This is a genomic window from Streptomyces sp. NPDC004561, assembly GCF_053602155.1.
In genome coordinates this window covers 1-16,369 of record NZ_JBSGDB010000039.1, presented here as the reverse complement: position 1 = coordinate 16,369, position 16,369 = coordinate 1, and the positions used below count along the sequence as shown (strand labels likewise).

13 protein-coding genes and 1 pseudogene are annotated in these 16,369 nt (G+C 70.0%); 3 read left to right on the top strand and 11 right to left on the bottom strand.

The features are described from left to right. Positions 1-18 precede the first annotated feature (18 nt). The 5 genes from ACWEN3_RS08195 to ACWEN3_RS08175 form a co-directional block, all read right to left on the bottom strand. The gene (locus tag ACWEN3_RS08195; RefSeq protein ID WP_452967217.1) at positions 19-366 is read right to left on the bottom strand and encodes a tetratricopeptide repeat protein; all 348 of its coding nucleotides are present in this window, start codon (positions 364-366) and stop codon (positions 19-21) included. 327 nt (positions 367-693) lie between these two features. After that, the gene (locus ACWEN3_RS08190; RefSeq protein ID WP_452967183.1) at positions 694-1,086 is read right to left on the bottom strand and encodes a hypothetical protein; all 393 of its coding nucleotides are present in this window, start codon (positions 1,084-1,086) and stop codon (positions 694-696) included. Between the two features lie 173 nt (positions 1,087-1,259). Further along, a complete protein-coding gene (locus ACWEN3_RS08185; RefSeq protein WP_452967181.1) occupies positions 1,260-2,693 on the bottom strand; it encodes a B12-binding domain-containing radical SAM protein in 1,434 nt (477 codons plus the stop codon). A 129-nt stretch (positions 2,694-2,822) separates the two neighbouring features. Then, positions 2,823-3,482 carry an HAD family hydrolase gene (locus ACWEN3_RS08180; protein ID WP_452967178.1) on the bottom strand — a complete coding sequence of 220 codons (660 nt, stop codon included), beginning with the start codon at positions 3,480-3,482 and terminating at the stop codon, positions 2,823-2,825. Beyond that, a complete protein-coding gene (locus ACWEN3_RS08175) occupies positions 3,479-5,770 on the bottom strand; it encodes an NACHT domain-containing protein (RefSeq protein WP_452967176.1) in 2,292 nt (763 codons plus the stop codon). The genes ACWEN3_RS08180 and ACWEN3_RS08175 overlap by 4 nt, the downstream gene beginning before the upstream one ends. A 647-nt stretch (positions 5,771-6,417) precedes the next feature. On the opposite strand from ACWEN3_RS08175, the pseudogene ACWEN3_RS08170 reads away from it, so the two are divergent. Continuing rightward, positions 6,418-7,407, top strand: a pseudogene (locus ACWEN3_RS08170) (MBL fold metallo-hydrolase); the annotation flags it as partial. Between the two features lie 54 nt (positions 7,408-7,461). Here ACWEN3_RS08170 and ACWEN3_RS08165 read toward each other — a convergent pair. Beyond that, complete coding sequence (locus tag ACWEN3_RS08165) at positions 7,462-7,743, bottom strand: metal-sensitive transcriptional regulator (RefSeq protein ID WP_452967174.1); 282 nt, start codon at positions 7,741-7,743, stop codon at positions 7,462-7,464. Between the two features lie 79 nt (positions 7,744-7,822). Here ACWEN3_RS08165 and ACWEN3_RS08160 point away from each other — a divergent pair, with 79 nt between their 5' ends. Continuing rightward, complete coding sequence (locus tag ACWEN3_RS08160; protein WP_452967172.1) at positions 7,823-8,386, top strand: rhodanese-like domain-containing protein; 564 nt, start codon at positions 7,823-7,825, stop codon at positions 8,384-8,386. Between the two features lie 97 nt (positions 8,387-8,483). Here ACWEN3_RS08160 and ACWEN3_RS08155 read toward each other — a convergent pair whose 3' ends face one another. The 5 genes from ACWEN3_RS08155 to ACWEN3_RS08135 all read right to left on the bottom strand — a co-directional run bounded on the left by ACWEN3_RS08155 (position 8,484) and on the right by ACWEN3_RS08135 (position 13,955). Continuing rightward, on the bottom strand, positions 8,484-9,353 hold the full coding sequence (locus ACWEN3_RS08155; RefSeq protein ID WP_452967169.1) for a carbohydrate ABC transporter permease: 870 nt from the start codon (positions 9,351-9,353) through the stop codon (positions 8,484-8,486). Next, the gene (locus ACWEN3_RS08150; RefSeq protein WP_452967166.1) at positions 9,350-10,309 is read right to left on the bottom strand and encodes a carbohydrate ABC transporter permease; all 960 of its coding nucleotides are present in this window, start codon (positions 10,307-10,309) and stop codon (positions 9,350-9,352) included. The genes ACWEN3_RS08155 and ACWEN3_RS08150 overlap by 4 nt, the downstream gene beginning before the upstream one ends. Further along, positions 10,306-11,655 carry an ABC transporter substrate-binding protein gene (locus tag ACWEN3_RS08145; protein WP_452967163.1) on the bottom strand — a complete coding sequence of 450 codons (1,350 nt, stop codon included), beginning with the start codon at positions 11,653-11,655 and terminating at the stop codon, positions 10,306-10,308. The genes ACWEN3_RS08150 and ACWEN3_RS08145 overlap by 4 nt, the downstream gene beginning before the upstream one ends. Then, a complete protein-coding gene (locus ACWEN3_RS08140; protein ID WP_452967161.1) occupies positions 11,652-12,641 on the bottom strand; it encodes a GNAT family N-acetyltransferase in 990 nt (329 codons plus the stop codon). Before ACWEN3_RS08140 ends, ACWEN3_RS08145 begins: the two co-directional genes overlap by 4 nt. Positions 12,642-12,746: 105 nt before the next feature. Continuing rightward, positions 12,747-13,955 carry an exo-beta-N-acetylmuramidase NamZ family protein gene (locus ACWEN3_RS08135; protein ID WP_452967159.1) on the bottom strand — a complete coding sequence of 403 codons (1,209 nt, stop codon included), beginning with the start codon at positions 13,953-13,955 and terminating at the stop codon, positions 12,747-12,749. A gap of 350 nt (positions 13,956-14,305) precedes the next feature. On the opposite strand from ACWEN3_RS08135, the gene ACWEN3_RS08130 reads away from it, so the two are divergent. Continuing rightward, positions 14,306-16,369, top strand: a 2,064-nt coding sequence (locus ACWEN3_RS08130) for a SpoIIE family protein phosphatase (protein ID WP_452967157.1), incomplete at its 3' end; no start/stop codon positions are given.

The following is a 16,369-nucleotide window of genomic DNA, read 5'->3' as shown; positions in this document are numbered from 1 at the left end:
GAGGCGTGGGCGAGCCCCTCACATCTCCGGGAAGTCGCCCGCGAGCGCCGAGGCGATGCGCAGGTGCTGCTCCGCCTCCTCGTGCCGGGCCTGCCGCTGGAGCGTACGGCCCAGCATCAGCCGGGCGTAGTGCTCGACCGGGTCACGCTCGACGATGACCCGCAACTCGACCTCGGCGCGGTGCAGTTGGGCCGAGTGGTAGTAGGCGCGGGCCAGCAGCAGCCGGGGTCCCGTCTGCTCCGGCATCTCCTCGACGAGCCCGGTCAGCACCCGCGCCGCGCCCGCGTAGTCCTTGGCGCCGAAGAACAGCTGCGCGCGCTCCCAGCGCTCGGCGGGCGTCCCCTGGTCGTAGTACGTGGTCTCCACTCGCGTCTCCACTCGTGACCTCCTTCGACCGGGCACAACGGCACGCGGTTGTTCAATATTCCACTAACCCGGACTCCGGCCCACGCCCAGAGCCCCAGAGCGGCCGGCCCGGCGTCGGCCCGCTCGGTGACCAGGGCGAGCACACGTCCGGCCGGCACGTGATCCGTATGCCGGAGGGATGAGGGCGAGCTGCACCGCGCGCCGGCCGTCGGAGTCACGGGTGTGCTCCAGCAGGCCGGCGGACTCCAGGCCGCAGGAGGGTTTGGAAACGTACAGGACCTCCCGCCCGGTGCGGTCGCCGAGGCGCGTCGGGGAGGCCCTGGGCCGTCAGCGGCCGATCTGTTCCAGGCGGCGGAACCTCGCCGCGGACCAGGCGGCGTCCAGCGAGACGAGGCTGACACCGTGCCAGCCGAGCTCGACGAACGCGGGCATGAGGGCGTCACGGCTGAGGTCGCTGACGCCGCCCTTGCGGTAGGCGATCCAGACCTTCGCGGTGTCGGGCGCGGCCGACAGCACGGCGGGAGCATCCCGGTGCAGTTGACCGCTGTCCTCGGCGAACAGCACGACCACGTCCGCCGGCTCGCCCTCGTGGCCGGGCGCCAGGAGGGTGACGTCGTCCGGCAAGGGTCCGATGACGGGCGCCTCGGTGTCCGGTGCGTTGATCACGGTCAGCGTGCTTCCGGGTTTGATACCGAGCTTCTCGGCCGGTGTCTTCGGCATACGGGGGCTGCCTCCTGATGGCCTGGCCGCCCCAGGCGCTCTTCTCGGGTGCTTGCGCGCAATCCAACACACCGCACACCCCCAGCGGTGTCCTGCGGATCGAGGATACGCACCGCCTGATCGCCCGGGGCGGCGGGTGTGGCGCCGGCTCGGTGCCGCGAGAGCCCGACGGCTCAGCCGGCCTCGGGGTGATCTCCCGCTCGCACCGGGTCCGCGAGTTCCAGGTCAGCGATGCGTTCGGCGAAGGCAGGGACCCAGGCGGGGCGCTCCCAGGCGTAGCTGTAGGCCCAGGGGGCGATCCCCAGAAGCCCGGCACCGCCGATGCCGGCGGCCAGGGGAGAGCCCCGGACGATCTGCAGCATGTTGAGTGAGAAGTCGATGCGGCCGCCGGTGGACCACTGCATGCTCTTCAGCCAGTCGAGCTGGTATTCGGCCTCTTCGAGGCTCTCTCCAGGTAAGCCGAAGATCAGGTTGATCACAGCCACGATGCCGTGGTCGGTGAGGGCGGTGATCACACTTTCGATGTCGGCGAGTCGCGCACGCTTGTCGATCAGGAGCTGACCCTGCGGATTGATCGTCTCGACCCCGAGTTCCACCGTTCGCAGGCCCGACTCGGCCAGCAGGGGAGCCAGGTGAGCCAGCCGCCTCGTCACCTTGGTCGTGGCGCTCCACTCGACGGCTTCACGGCGCGCGATCAAGGCTTGGGCGAGGCGCTCCATCATCACGGACGTCAGCAGCGAGTCCTTCAGCGAGAAGCGCCGCACGCCATGCGTGTGCGCCAGCTCGACCAGTGTGTCGACCGCGGGCTTCTCATGGAGGTCGGTCGTCTCGGGCTCGACCTTCGGGTAGGTGCAGAAGGTGCAGCGGCCGTAGACGCAGCCGCGCGTGAATTGCACCGGTAGTGTCAGCCGGTCCTGCGGATACATACTCAGATGCGCCGGGTCGAAAAGAGGGGTGTAGGCAAAGGGGGGCTCGGCCGAAAGGGCTGCCGCCCTGAACGGCCGCACCGTAATGCTGTGATGCGGAGTGCGGCGTCCCGGCAACGTCTCGGGATCCTTCAGTAACTCGGTGAAGGCGTCCTCGCAGTGCCCGGGCAGGACGACGTCGATGTGCCGCCGGTACCGCGCGTCCGTGTGCAGCAACTGCCCGAGAAGGGTGACGTGGCTGCCGCCGACGACCGTGAGGATCTCGGGGTGACGTCGCTTCACCAACTGCAGGAGCAGTAGGCCGACGAACACCTGGGAGGGTCCCATGAGGGACACGCCGAACACCCGCGGCGGCCAGTCCGGGCGATCGAACAGCGTCTTCTCCAGCCATGCCGACAGGGAACTCCCCGCGGCCACCTGTGTGATGCGCTGGTCGAGCGTGTCGAAGGCGTAGTGCATGCCCGGGATCGGTTGCTCACCCGTCGGCAGGAACAGGGGCGGTTCATGGGCCAGTCCGAAACTGGAGAAGAGATCACCGGCCGCGGCCTGGACGAGGGCCCGGTCCTTGCCGTGATCACCCAGTGCGTGGGTGGGCCGCTGCCGAGCGCTGTCGCGAAACCGGTTGACGTAGGCGATGTTCAGGTCGACCACGCTCAGGGGTACGCCCTGCTGGTCCGCCACCCGCGCCAGAATGGCGGGCCCGAGCGGCGGATTCGTATCAGAAGGGGACGGCGGCGGAACCACGACCATGCCGGCGCTACGAAAGTCAGAACCTGAGCACAGAGACTTCACCCTCGCCCCCCGTCGACGTCAGCTTCCGGTCTCCAGGATCGCGCGCAGGTCGCGGATTTTGTAGTCCGCCTCGCACTCCCGGAACGGAAAGTCGCCATGCGTGTACAAGTACGTGGTACCGCCGGCCACTTCCTTCAAGCGCATGTCACTGGGGGAGTCCCCGATGAAGATCAGGTGATCGTAGTGCTTGTTCTTCAGGTGGTCCCGCAGGACTTCCTTCTTCGTCGCGCGCTCACGGGCGGAGTGACCGTCGACGGCGTAGTGCGAACCCTCCGGGAAGAAGGGTGCGATCCCGAGGGCGTCGATGAAGATCTTCAGGTTCGCCGTGCGCGTGTTGGAGATGAGGATCTGGTCCCAGTCCGCATGCTCGGCGATCGACGTCAGCACCTCCCGGGCGTGGTCGGAGGGCTGCAGCCACCTGCACTGAAGCTGTATGTCCGATTCGGACAGATCGAAGCAGTCGTCCTGCAGGTGGGACCACGTCTCGTACGTCTTGTGCGGCAACAGCCACTGGAAGTACTCGTACCACTTGCTGCCGTACAGCTTCATGCCGTCTTCGTAGGTGAACCGTTCCGGGTACCCGTGACGTTCCAGGACACGGTTGGACACATCGACCACGGCACGGTCGTTGCCCTGCTCTAATGTGCCGTGCAGGTCCCAGACGAAAAGCTGTTTCATTCAACCTCCTCAAGCAGTCGTAGCTCGCCGATCATGGCCGTGAGCCCCCTCAGGGGCGAGGCGTCGATGTCGGCGTCCGCCAATCCGCGGACCAGAGCGAGAAGCTGCACTTTATCCTGACTCGCGAGCCCCAAGTCGCGTACTCTCATCACATCGACGAACGAATATATGTCGACAAACTGACGTGCGGGCTGGATGGTTGCCGCGTAGCCGGGGTCGCGCAACATGCGCAGCACCTTACTCGGAGTAAGGGTCAGCGGGCGATAGGGCTTGGAGTCCAGGTAGGGAGGGTTCGCGGTTCTCGGCAGATCGCCGTAGTAGTAGAGAACATAGCCGCGCGCGATCTCCCTGATTTCCGCACTGCGCTCCATTTCACGCCAGAATTCCGTCATGCCGCACATGTCGCCGAGATGACACAGCCCCCACAGCAGCGACACCCGCAGGAAGGGGTGCTCCTCGTCGCCCGACAGGATGCGTAGCTTCGCGGCGGCATCGGTGGCGGTGCGCGAGATCAGGTAACTGATCAGGTTGCAGGCGATCAGCACCTCTTCCGATGTCAGGCCGCTGGACTCGCAGGCCAGACGGTATGCGTCCACGAGATTGCGCGACACCTCACGCGAGGGGGCACTGCGCAGCTGGCCGATCAGATAGTGCCGCATTTCGCGGCTCAGATCGATCCGGCATGCCTCCACGATGGAATCCGGAGCGGCGCGTGCGGTGAGTGCATCCGTCACGTACCCGGCCAGCAGGTATTCGTAGAAAGAGTAGTGGATGAAGTCACCGACTTCACGTCCGGCGGTGTCACGTCGATCCAGGATGTAATCCAGTGCGCTGCGGATGCATCGGATGGGGCCGAATTCCAGAAGTGCGCCCTCGATCGGCTTCAGGTCCACGGCCACCTCGGCGTGGGAGCCGTTCTGGTGAACCTCCCAGGCGAACCGCTGCCACAGCTTCAGCACGGTCTCGTTCATGGAATACGAGCGGCGTCGCATATCGCCGTCGGCTATGCGGGCCAACTTTGCCACGTATTCTCCGTACAGAGTGATGCTGTCGCTGAATCGCCCCACACTTCCGCCCTCACTGACGAAGGTCAGCATGCGCGCGTGCAGAGGGCGGCTGGCGACACGAGTCATCTCCGGCGACCGCTCCACCATCTCGTACAGGTCGGGATTGGGCAGCCTGCCGGAACTGCTCAGGCGCTCCACGTATTCTCTGAACTCCTCTGTGACCCGCCATGGTTCGAGACGGTAGATCTCGTCGAACACCACATCCGCTTGATACAGCAGAGCTGAGCTTTCGAAGTCTCGCGTGCGTGAGGTCACCAGGCAGGGAAAGCGCGACAGGGTGTCGGTCAGCACCGACGGGAGAGCGCCGACCTGAGACCAGGCGGCCAGTGCCTCGTCCAGTCCGTCGAGGAGCACCACGACCGGACCGGGCGGCGTCTGGTGCACGGCCCACAGCGCTGATTCGGCGTCGAGCTGTTCGATGTCACCGGCCCGCAGTACGACGGGGATGAGGCCCGCCTCTTCACAGGCGAGCGCCGCTCGGTACAGCACGAGGGTCTTCCCGGCACCCGGCTCACCTAGCAGGAGGCAGGAGCGGCCCGAGCCGAGGACGGCCGGTAACTGGACGGTGGCCGGCCCGGGCGATTGCCGGTGGGCGGAATAGTGTTCGATGCGCGTGTCGACGGCGAGGCCGGAGCGAACCAGTTCACCCAGGCTCATGTCGAGCGGATACGCGGTGCGGCGTCGGCCCAGCCGGGCCACGAGAAGTGCCGACATCGCGCGAATCTCGTCTCCGGCCGGGTCGGCCGCGTTCGCAGTGGTCAGGTCGTCGCCCGGTCCGGCGCTGCGAGCAGCGACTGCCCCTGCCTGGGATGTTTTCGGCACCTCGGATACGAGAGCGGTGATCTCCTCCGCCACCTGACGGATGATGTTCGGCTCATAGCCCTTGCGGAAACGCTCGACGCTCACGCCTTGAGCCTGAGCCGCTGCTCTTCTCCGCTGTGAGGCCGGCCAGAACTTCGTGCCTTGCACGAGCCCGAAACAATACTGGGCGGCGTCACCGGCCCGGTCACCGCCGAATCGGTCCACGGCGGCAACCAGGAGACGCTGAACCGTCGCTGAAGACACGTCAACGCCGAATACGGAGTGAACCGCGATGGCGAGGGCGGGCAACGGAAGATCGCGGACGGCGGTCAGACCGCGTTCCCTGAGAACTCGGAGATCGAGTGTCAAGGCATCGATGTCGTCCCGCGAAGCGTCGGGTGCCCCCATCTCGACCGCCATGACCCGATGATGCCCGCTTTATGGCCAGGCAACAACCAACTTCTGCCTGACCGGCTGCCGTTGACTGGAATTGGCCGACCAAGAGCAGTTCGGTCGTCCTCATTCCGCAGCTCTTCTCCGAGGAGAATCAGTGAACTGGTCCGATCACATTGAGCACTTGTACGACCTGATGCCCCACCTGGTGGCGGTGGCGTCCGCGGTGAAGGTCGTACAGGCAGGGATCGAGGCGGCGCGCCCGGTGGTGCGGCTCTGCCGGAAGCGCCGTCGGCAGACCACAGGGAAGTGCTTCGGCACTCGTCGACGCCGCTTTCGCCACCGGCCCGGGCCCGACCTTCACCGGACCCCGGCGTGGCGGCCGCGGACGCGAACCAGGCGGCACCCCAATGGTGAGGGCGCCCGTACGCGCACGTAGTGGGTCGCCCCGGCCGTTCCTCGCGGTCGCTGCCCCGCCCCGAAGATCCCGTCTGTCCACCTCCGGCAGGCGGGATCTTCGCATGTGGTTCGGGCGGAGAGGGACCGCGATCCGGAGGACCCCGGCGAGTGCGCCGCGCGGAATACCCCCCGGGTATCTCTGTTACTGTCGATGCCAGATACCCCCGGGGGTACCTCACCTGTAAGGAGTCGCAGCCAAGTTCTTCGTCGAAACCCTGGAGTCCGAGGGGCTGGGCAATCGGAGCCACCTGGCCGGCGGGGCCGAGTTCGCGGTGGTGGTGGACCCGCCACGGGACGTCGACCGGGCCATCGCGGCCGCCGCCCGGCGCGGGGTGCGGATCGCTCTCGTGGCCGAGACCCACCTGCACAACGACTACGTCTCCGGCGGTCTGGAGCTGGCCCGCGTCACCGGCGCCCGCTAACTGGTGCCCGCCGGGGCGGCGGTGTCCTTCTCCCGCACCCCGGTCGCCGACGGCGACACCGCGACGGTCGACGAGGGCCTCGTGCTGCGTGCCATGGCGACCCCCGGTCACACCCCGCACCACACCTCGTACGTCCTGTGGGAGCACGGGCGGGCCGTGGCGGCCTTCACCGGGGGCTCGCTGCTGATCGGCGGCGTGGGCCGGCCTGACCTGGTCGAGCCGAGGCTCACCGAGCGGCCGGCCCGCGCCCAGCACGCCTCCGCCCACCGCCTGGACGACGAGGTGCCGGTGCTGCCCACCCACGGCTTCGGCAGCTTCTGCTCCTCCTCCCAGGCGGAGGGGGACGCGACCACGATCGGCAAGGAACGCCAGGACAACCAGGCGCTGACCCAGGACGTGGACACCTTCGTCGCCGAGCTGCTCGCCGCACTGGACGACGTGCCCGCCTACTACGCCCACATGGGCCCGGCCAACGCCGCGGGCCCCGCCCCCGTCGACCTCACCCCGCCGAGCCGGGCCGACGCCGGGCGCACAGCCGAGCGGCTGGCGGCCGGGGAGTGGGTCGTGGACCTGCGCAACCGCGTCGCCTTCGCGGAAGGCCATGCGGCCGGTTCGGCCAACTTCGAGGGCGAGGGGAGGCTCGCCACCTACCTGGCATGGCTGATCCCGTGGGGCAGGCCCGTCACCCTGCTGGCGGAGACCGCCGAGCAGATCGCCGACGCACAGCGCGAGCTGACCCGGGTCGGCATCGACCGCCCGGCCGCCGCCGCGAGCGGTGACCCGATCGCCGGCGCCCTGACCTGACCGGGCAGCGGCCCCCCGCGCGGTCCGGCCCGCTCAGGCCAGCGACAGGAAGAGTTTCTCCAGCCGGTTCCGCATCTGCTCGCGATCACCGGAGGCGGCCATGTCGGAGTCGGTGAGGCAGTGCTGCAGACCGGTGGCGATGATCGCGAAACCCGCCTTGTCCAGGGCGCGGGACGCCGCCGCGAGCTGGGTCACCACGTCCTCGCAGTCCCGCCCCTCCTCGATCATCTTGATCACGCCGGCGATCTGGCCCTGCGCCCGCCGCAACCGGTTGACCACCGTCTTCAGTTCCTCAGCAGCCATCGCCAGTTCCACAGCCCACACTCCTTCACGGATACCCCCTCGGGTATCCTACCGAAGGGGGTAACCCATGAAGAGCAAAGGAAAGTCCCCCGTGGCACCCACCATTCTCACCGCCGACCAGGCCCACGCCCGCCTTCCCGAGCTGACCGTCGTCGACGTGCGCACTCCCGGCGAGTACGCCTCCGGTCACCTGCCCGGCGCCCACAACGTCCCCCTCGACGCTCTCGACCGGGCCCTGCCCGCCCTGAAGAAGGCCGCCGACCGCGGCAGCCTCCTCGTGGTGTGCGCCTCGGGCGCCCGCTCCGCCAAGGCTTGCGAACGGCTGGCCGAGGACGGCGTCACCGCCGCCACCCTCACCGGCGGCACCGAAGCCTGGACGCGGCTCGGCTACGACGTCCACCGGCCCGTCGCCGCCCGCGCCACCTGGGCCATGGAACGGCAGGTCCGGTTCGCCGCCGGGTCGCTCGTCCTGTCCGGGCTGCTCGCCGGGCGCCGCCGGCCGGAGGCACGGTGGATCGCTGCCGGCGTCGCCGGCGGCCTGGTCTTCTCCGCCCTCACCAAAACCTGCGGCATGGCCCGTGTGCTCGCCAAGCTCCCCCGCAACCGGCCCCGGCGCACCAGCCTCGACGCCACCCTGGCCGCGCTGACCGGCTGACTCCGAGGGACCCGGGGCCCTCGCCGCCCGTACACGGGACCGGGGCCCCGGCGCCGCCCCTCCTCCGGCCGGCCCGGCCACGCGGCGGGCCGGCGAGTCACTTCAGGCCGCTGAGCATGACCCCGCGGATGTAGTACTTCTGCAGCAGCAGGAAGAGGACCAGCACCGGCAGGATGCTCAGGACCAGGCCGGCCATGACGATGGGCATCGTGCGGGCCGGGTCGACATAGTCCTGCAGGAGCTGGATGCCGACGGGCAGGGTCATCACGTCCGGGTCGGCGGTCGAGACGAGCAGCGCCCAGATGTACTCGTTCCAGGCGTCGACGAAGGTCAGCAGCCCGAGCGTCACCAGCACCGGCTTGGTCTGCGGCAGCACGATCCGCCACCACACGGCGAACTCGCCGGCCCCGTCGATCCGCGCGGCCTCCAGGACCTCGTCCGGGATCGCCACCATGAACTGACGCGTCAGGAAGATCCCGAAGCCGTTCACGAGGAACGGCATCGCGAGCGCCACGATGCTGACGGTCAGGCCCGCGCCCCCGCGCCCGAACAGGTCGTTGCCACCCGCCAGCGGCCAGTGCACCAGGATCAAGAAGTGCGGGACGAAGAAGAGGAACGGCGGGAACATCATCGTCGACAGCACCAGACGGAAGATGAAGTTCCGGCCCGGGAAGCGGAGTTTGGCGAGCGCGTAGCCGGCGAGGGACGACGTGAGCAGCACCGACCCGGTGATCAGGGCGGTGGCGACCACACTGTTGCGGAACAGCACCGGCAGATCGAGCTGGTGGATCGCGGAACGGTAGTTGGACAGGTCGAACGCCTTGGGCAGGAACCGGTACGGCAGCGTGCCGGACTCGCCGGGCCCCTTGAACGACGTCATCACCATGTCGAGGAACGGCACCACCGTGAGCACGGCGCCGGTCACCACCACCAGATACGACAGCCACGGGAAACGGCGGCGGTTCATGCGTCCTCCCCCTTGCGCCGGAAGATCCACAACTGCGCCAGGGTGACCATGAGGACCACCACGAACAGCACGAACGCGGCGGCGCTCGCGGTGCCCCAGTCGCCGTAGCTGAAGGCCTGCCGGTACATCTCCAGGGCGGCCACGTTCGTCGCGTCGCCCGGCCCGCCCTTGGTCATCACGATGATCAGCGCGAACGACTGCAGGCCGGTGAGGAACTGGGTGATGCACACGAACAGCAGGGACGGCCGCAGCAGCGGCAGGGTGATCCTCCAGAAGACCGTGACGGGCCCGGCGCCGTCCAGCGCGGCCGCCTCGTAGTACGACACCGGAACGGACTTCAGCCCGGCGGTCAGCACGAGGATCGCCGAGCCGACCGAGGCCCAGGCATGGACGACCACCACCGAGGGCAGCGCCGTGTCCGGGTCCTGGAGGAACGCCACGGAGCCGAGCCCGAGGGCGTTGAGGACGCCGTTGACCAGGCCGCCCGGCTCGTACATGTACTTCCACACGTTGCCGACCGCGACGACGGTCGTGACGATCGGCAGGAAGTACAGGGTCCGCCACAGCCCCTGGAAGCGCAGGTTGTCGATGCAGGTGGCGACGACCACGGAACCGGCGAGCGCGAGGGCCACGGTGCCCAGGGCGAACAGCAGCGTGTTGGTGAGGATCGGCGCCAGGAACGTCGAGCCGTCCGCGAACAGGCCGGCGAAGTTGTCCGGGCCGACCGGATCGATGCCGCCGAGGTCGAACCCGGTCCAGCGGGACAGTGACAGCAGCAGCGCGAAGCCGAGCGGGAGGACCAGGAAGACCGCGAAGAACAGCAGCGTCGGCGCCAAAAAGAGGTAGGCGACGACGACTTGGCGGCGCCGGGCCCGGCGGCGGCCGTCGACGGCGGGCGCGGCGGACCGGGGGCGGGGCGCCCGCCGCTCCGTCGTCTCCGGTGCGAGGGTGTTCACCACGAGCGCGACACCTCCTGATCGACCTGGCGGCGGGTGGTGCGCAGTGCCGCCTCGACCGACTGCTGACCGGTCCACAAGGCCTCGATGTTCTTGCGCAGAAGGGACTTGGCCTGCTGCGCGCCCGGCCCGTTCGGCTCCGGCACCGCGTACCCCAGCGCGTCCAGGAACGGGCGCAGGTTCGGATCGCCGCCCTGGCTCAGAAGCGTCCGCATGTCGTCGGCGCGGCCGGTGAGGGAGCCGACCGACACCTGGAGGGAACTCATCCGGGTGGCCGCCGCGCCCTTCCCGGCCTTCTTGACGCCCACCTTGTCGGTGTTGAGCCAGCGCAGGAACTCCCAGGCCTCGCCCGGGTGTTCACTGGCCGTGTTGACCCCCAGCATGAACCCGGTGGAGAGCGTGGCACGCCTGCCGCCCGCCTCGGGGACGGGCACGGGCGCCACGCCGACATCGCGGTAGTCCCTGCCCATCAGGTCCTTCAGGCTCGTGGTCCACCAGCCGGCGCTGATCACCATGGCCACCTGCCCGGACGGGAACGCCTGGTAGACGTTGACGCCGGGGGCGCTGGCACCTCTGCTGACGAGGCGGTGCTCCAGCTCGAACACGGCGCGGCCGGCCGGCGAGTCGATGGCGGCGCTCCTGCCGTCCCCGGAGACGAACGTGCCACCGGCGGCGTTGAGCAGGGCGAGCGTCTGGCCGACGGTGGTGGAGTCGTCGTACGTCGACAGCCCGAACCCCTGGACGAGCGTGTTGCCGTAACCGTCCCGCCTGGCGGTGCGGTAGGCCGTCTCCTCCAACTCCCGCCAGGTGCGCGGAGGGCCGCCGATGCCGGCCTCGCGCAGCAGCCGCTTGTTGTAGTAGAGGGCGTACGTCTGCACCTCGGTGGGGTAGCCGTACACCTTGCCCCCCACCGACGCGGCGCCGACCGCGGCCCTGCCGTAGCCGTGCCTGACCTCCTCGGCGTGCTCCGGGGGAGCGGGCCGCAGGACGCCGGCCCGGACGAGCTGGCCGTTCCACAGGCAGTACGGGTGCAGGATGTCGGCGCCCTGGCCCGCGGCCTGCCGGACCATGAACGTCGTCAGCAGGTCCGTGAACTCGACGGCCTTCGTCCGCACCTTGACCCGGTCGTGCGTGGCGTTCCACTCGTCGACCGGCCCCTGCAGGGCCGCCTTCAGTTCCCCGCTCGCGTAGTGGGAGAGCAGGGTGAGGACGATCGGGTCACCCGGCCGCCCGGTGCCCTGGTGCGGCGCCGCGCATCCGGAGGCGAGCGCCGCCGAGGGGAGCCCGAACGCGAAGTGACGTCGGCTCAGGCCCCGTTGGGCTCCGGCGCGGCGCGACGGCCTCACCGCGCGGCCTCCCGGCGCATCACGCGGAACACCCGGGTCGTGGTGAAGCCGGTCTTGCGGTAGAGATGGCCCGCCGGGGACTGCTCGCCGGTCCACAGGAACCACGCGGAGTGCGCGCGGCGCGCCCGCATCCGCTCCAGGACCAGGTGCAGCAGGACTTCTCCGAGTCCGGTGCCGCGCATCTCCTCCAGCACACCGATCGGGCCGAAGCGCTCGTCCACCGAATCGAACGCCCCATGCATCGCCCAGCCGACCATGCGGCCCGAAGGGTCCCGGGCGACGACGATCCGGTCCAGCGGTGTGCCCGCAGTCAGACACGCCCGGATCGTGCACGCCCAGTCCGGACCGAAACGGCTCCCGGCGAGCGCGAGGAGATCCACCAGGTCGTCGTCGCGGGGCGTGGCGAACCGGTAGCCCCGCTCCGTCAGTTGACCCGCACGGCCCGCGACATCCTCCGGCATGCGGTAGCCGACCAGGCCGCGGTCCATCGCCGCCGCCTCGTACAGGGTGCGAAAGCCCAGCGACTCCAGGAGTCCGGCCGCCTCCGGGTACGCCTCGGCGTCCAGGCCCGGGAAGACGTAGTTCGGGGTGTACGAGGAGAAGTCCACCCGGGTACGGCCGTGCCCGTGCAGCCAGTCGAGGGCGTCGGTCAGCAGCCGGCGGCCGAGACCGCGCCCGCGGGCGGCCGGATCGACGAAGAAGAACGGGATCCAGCCCTGCTCCGGCTCCAGATCGGTCCCGGCCATCGGCGTCAGCCGGCGCACCGCGTAGGCCGCGCCGACGACTCGGTCGCCGTCGACGGCCACCCGAAGTCCCTCCGGATCGAAGTTGGCGTCGAGCAGCACGAGGGAGCGGAAGCGGTCCGGGCTGATGGGGTCGGCCGGCGCGCTCCGCCGCCACGCCTCCACCAGCCGCGGCCCGTCGCCCGCGCGAAAGCCACGGATCCCGGTCCGGGACCTCGTCGCGCGATCGAGCTGATCGGTCATCGGCAGGGTTGTCCTTCCGTACGCGGATCGCGGTGGGCGCCGAAGGCGGCCCGGAACGCAGTACTGGCGGTCAAGGCGCTTTCTGGGAGCGGGAGTTGGCGGATCTCAGCCGTAGAGCAACACGTCGTCGCCGGCCCATCGGCCCGGCGGCGCGGGCGGGTCGCAGAGCGGCAGCGGGTCCTCGCCCGCGTCGACGGCGCGCCGCAGCCGGTCGGACCCCCACAGCAGGTCGATGAACCGGCGACGGCCGGCCCCGTCCACGTGGCCGTCCGTGTCGCCCGCCGCCGTGCTCCAGGCGAAGTCGTCCGGGTACAGGCGCCGCAGCGTCGCGAGTATCGCGACGGCGGTACGCACGGGAGCGAACGCCCCGGGGTCGGTGACATGGAGCTGGACTCCGCGCAGTTGCCGTCCGGCGTGCTTGTGGAAGGTCGGCACGAACCGGAGTTCACGGAAGTGCACTCCGTGCAGCGGGAGTTCGGCGAGCGCGGGCGCCAGTCGCGCGTCGACGTACGGCGCCCCGACGATCTCGAAGGGCTGTGTGGTGCCACGGCCCTCCGAGAGGTTCGTGCCCTCGAACAGGCAGGTGCCGGGGTAGACGGTGGCGGTGGCGGGCGTGGGGATGTTGGGGGATGGCGCGACCCACGGCAGGCCGGTGTCCCGCGCACCCATGGCGCGCCGCCAGCCGGACACCTCGATCACGGTCAAGTCGGCTGCCGCTCCCGCGACTTCGGGAACGACCGAGGCGTTGAGGTACCGTGCGAGCTCGCCGCAGGTGAGACCGTGCCGGACGGGTACGGCCGCACGCCCGACGAAGCTGGCCCACGCGGGGTCGAGCGGCGGGCCCTCGCTGACGAGTCCGCCGATCGGATTCGGCCGGTCGGCGACCACGAACCGTACGCCCGTACGAGCAGCCGACACCATCAGGTCGAACATGGTCCACACATAGGTGTAGAACCTGGCCCCGATGTCCTGCAGGTCGTACACGAGGGCGTCGACGCCGCTGTCGATCAGCAGCTTGTCGAGGCGCTCGCCGCTGCACCCGTAGGCGTCGTGCACCGGCATCCCGGTGACCGGGTCCGCGCCTGCGGCCTCGCTCTCACCGGCTTGGCCGGTCCCGTGCAGCCCGTGCTCGGGGCCGAACAGCGCGACGAGCCGTAATCCGGCCTCGACCAGCGCGGGCGCGACCGGGCGCAGGTCCGGGAGGACACCGGTGTGGTTGGTCACCAGCCCGATCCGCCCGGGCCCGGCAAGCCCGGGCGACGCGTACAGCCGCGCGATCCCGGTCGTCACCACGACGCGGTCGTCCGTGCTCATCCTGGGCCCCGTCTGCCGGTGACATCTCGAAACGGATGTCGGAAATTTACTGGCTTGTACAGTAATTTGGCAATGATCCGCGGAGGGGGCGCGTTGGGGCGTGGCAGAGGTCGCCGCGGGAGTCCGCCGGGACCGCGACGACCGGCTCCGGTGGGCGAGGTGCGTTGTCTCCGTGTCGACCACGGTCCGTGACGTTCGGTAGCCGTATGTGTGCCGATGGTTGCGGGGTGTGGCATGTGGTGTGTGCCGTGCGGGATGTGCGGTACCCAGGGTCTGGGATGACCATGGATGGAGTCGGGACACCCGCCGGTCGCGCGAGCCGAGGCGCCGAGCGGGAAGGAAAATGAGGTATGGGCACGACGGACTCCTCCCGACCAGGCGTCGGTCGGCCGGCGGAGGGAGCCGGTGCGCCGCCCAGTGGCCTGCTCGATCTGCTGAGCGTCGCCGCGGTGGTGCTGAACGCCGAGGGCCGGGTGGTCTTCTGGAGTCCCCAGGCCGAGGAACTGTTCGGCTTCACCTCGGCGGAGGCGCTCGGCGAGTACGCGGCGCAGCTCACCGTCCACGAGGAGCACCGGGACGAGGTCGTCAAGCTGTTCGCCGAGGTCATGGAGTCCGGCACCGACTGGGCCGGGGCCTTCCCGATCCGGCACAAGGACGGCAGCACGCGTCTGGTGGAGTTCCGCAACATGCGCCTGCTGGACGACGTCGGTGACGTCTACGCCCTGGGCCTCGCCGCGGACCAGGCGACCGTGGAACGGGTCGAGCGGGACGCCGCCCTGGCCATGCGCCTGGTGTCCCAGTCCCCGGTCGGGCTGGCCATCCTGGACCCCGACCTGCGCTACCTGGCCATGAACCCGGCTCTGGAGCGCATCACCGGCCAGTCCGCAGTCGAGCGTCTCGGCCGGTCGGCCGGTGAGATCCTGAGCTTCCTGGACACGGATCCCGAGGCACGTCTGCGCCGCGTCCTGGAGACGGGCGAGTCGGTCGTGGACCGGGACATCGTCTGCCGTCCCCCCGGCGATCCGGATCACGACCATGCCTGGTCCGTCTCGTACTACCGGCTGGAGGACTCGAGCGGGCGGGTGCTGGGCCTCGCCTACTCCGTCATCGACGTCACCGAACGCCATGAGGCAGCCAAGGAAGCCGCCCAGGCCCGGCAACGGCTGGCCCTGATCGCCAAGGCATCCGCCTCCGTGGGCACCACCCTCGATCTGGAGACGACGGCGTGCGAGCTCGCCGACCTCGTCGTACCGGTCCTGGCCGACGCGGCCGCCGTGGTCCTGCACGACGGCGCCCTGCTCGGCCGGACCGCTTCGCACCCGGGCCCCGCGCGCTTCCGCGCCCTCGCGGTCCGCGGGGCCCACTCCGTCGAGGCGGCCTGCCCGGCCGACCCTCCCGCGGGACTCGCCGACCACGACCACCGGCTGATCGCCCACTGCGTGCGTACCCGCCGACCGGTCCATCTGCCCCACACCGCCCGCCGGGACCTGGCGAGCACCGCCCGCCATGCCGAGTCCGCGTCCACCCTCGCCGAGGCGGGCGTGCACTCGTACCTCGCCGTGCCGCTCGTGGCCCGGGGCGAGGTCCTCGGCGCGCTCGATCTCAGGCGCAGCGGGAATCCCGCGCCCTTCGACGACGACGACGCGTTCCTCGCCTCCGAACTGGCCGCCCGGGCCGCGGTGTCCATCGACAACGCCCGCGGCTACCAGACGCAGCGCCACGCGGCCCTCACCCTCCAGCGCAGCCTGCTCCCCGACCCCCCTTCGCGTCTGCCGGGCCTGGACGTCGCCTGCCGCTACCAGCCCGCCGGGGCCGCGAGCGAGATCGGCGGCGACTGGTTCGACGCCATACCCCTCCAGGGGGACAAGACCGCCCTGGTCGTCGGCGACGTCATGGGCAGCGGCATCAACGCCGCGGCCACCATGGGCCAACTCCGCACCGCCGCCCGCGCCTTCGCCGAACTCGACCTCGCCCCCGCCGAGGCCCTGCGGCACCTCGACCACCTGACCGGAGGCACCGAGCAGACCATCACCACCTGCATCTACTGCGTCTACGACCCGCACCGGAACCGGTGCCAGATCTGCCTCGCCGGCCATCTTCCCCCGGCCCTGATGCGTGCCGGCCGGAACGCGGAACTCCTGGACCTGCCCACCGGTGTGCCGCTGGGGGTCGGCGGCGTCCTCTTCGAGGCCGCCACCATCGACTTCCGTCCCGGCGACGAGCTGGCCCTCTACACCGACGGCCTGGTCGAGACACGGAGCGAACCCATCGACGCCCGTCTGGACACCCTCCTCGAAGCCCTCACCGCCACACGTGGCCAGGATCCGGAGCACACCTGCGACCGCATCCTGGAGACCCTGCGGCACCGCAGCCGCGCTTGTCCCCCCTCGCGGGGATTACCACTCTCCGGCCCG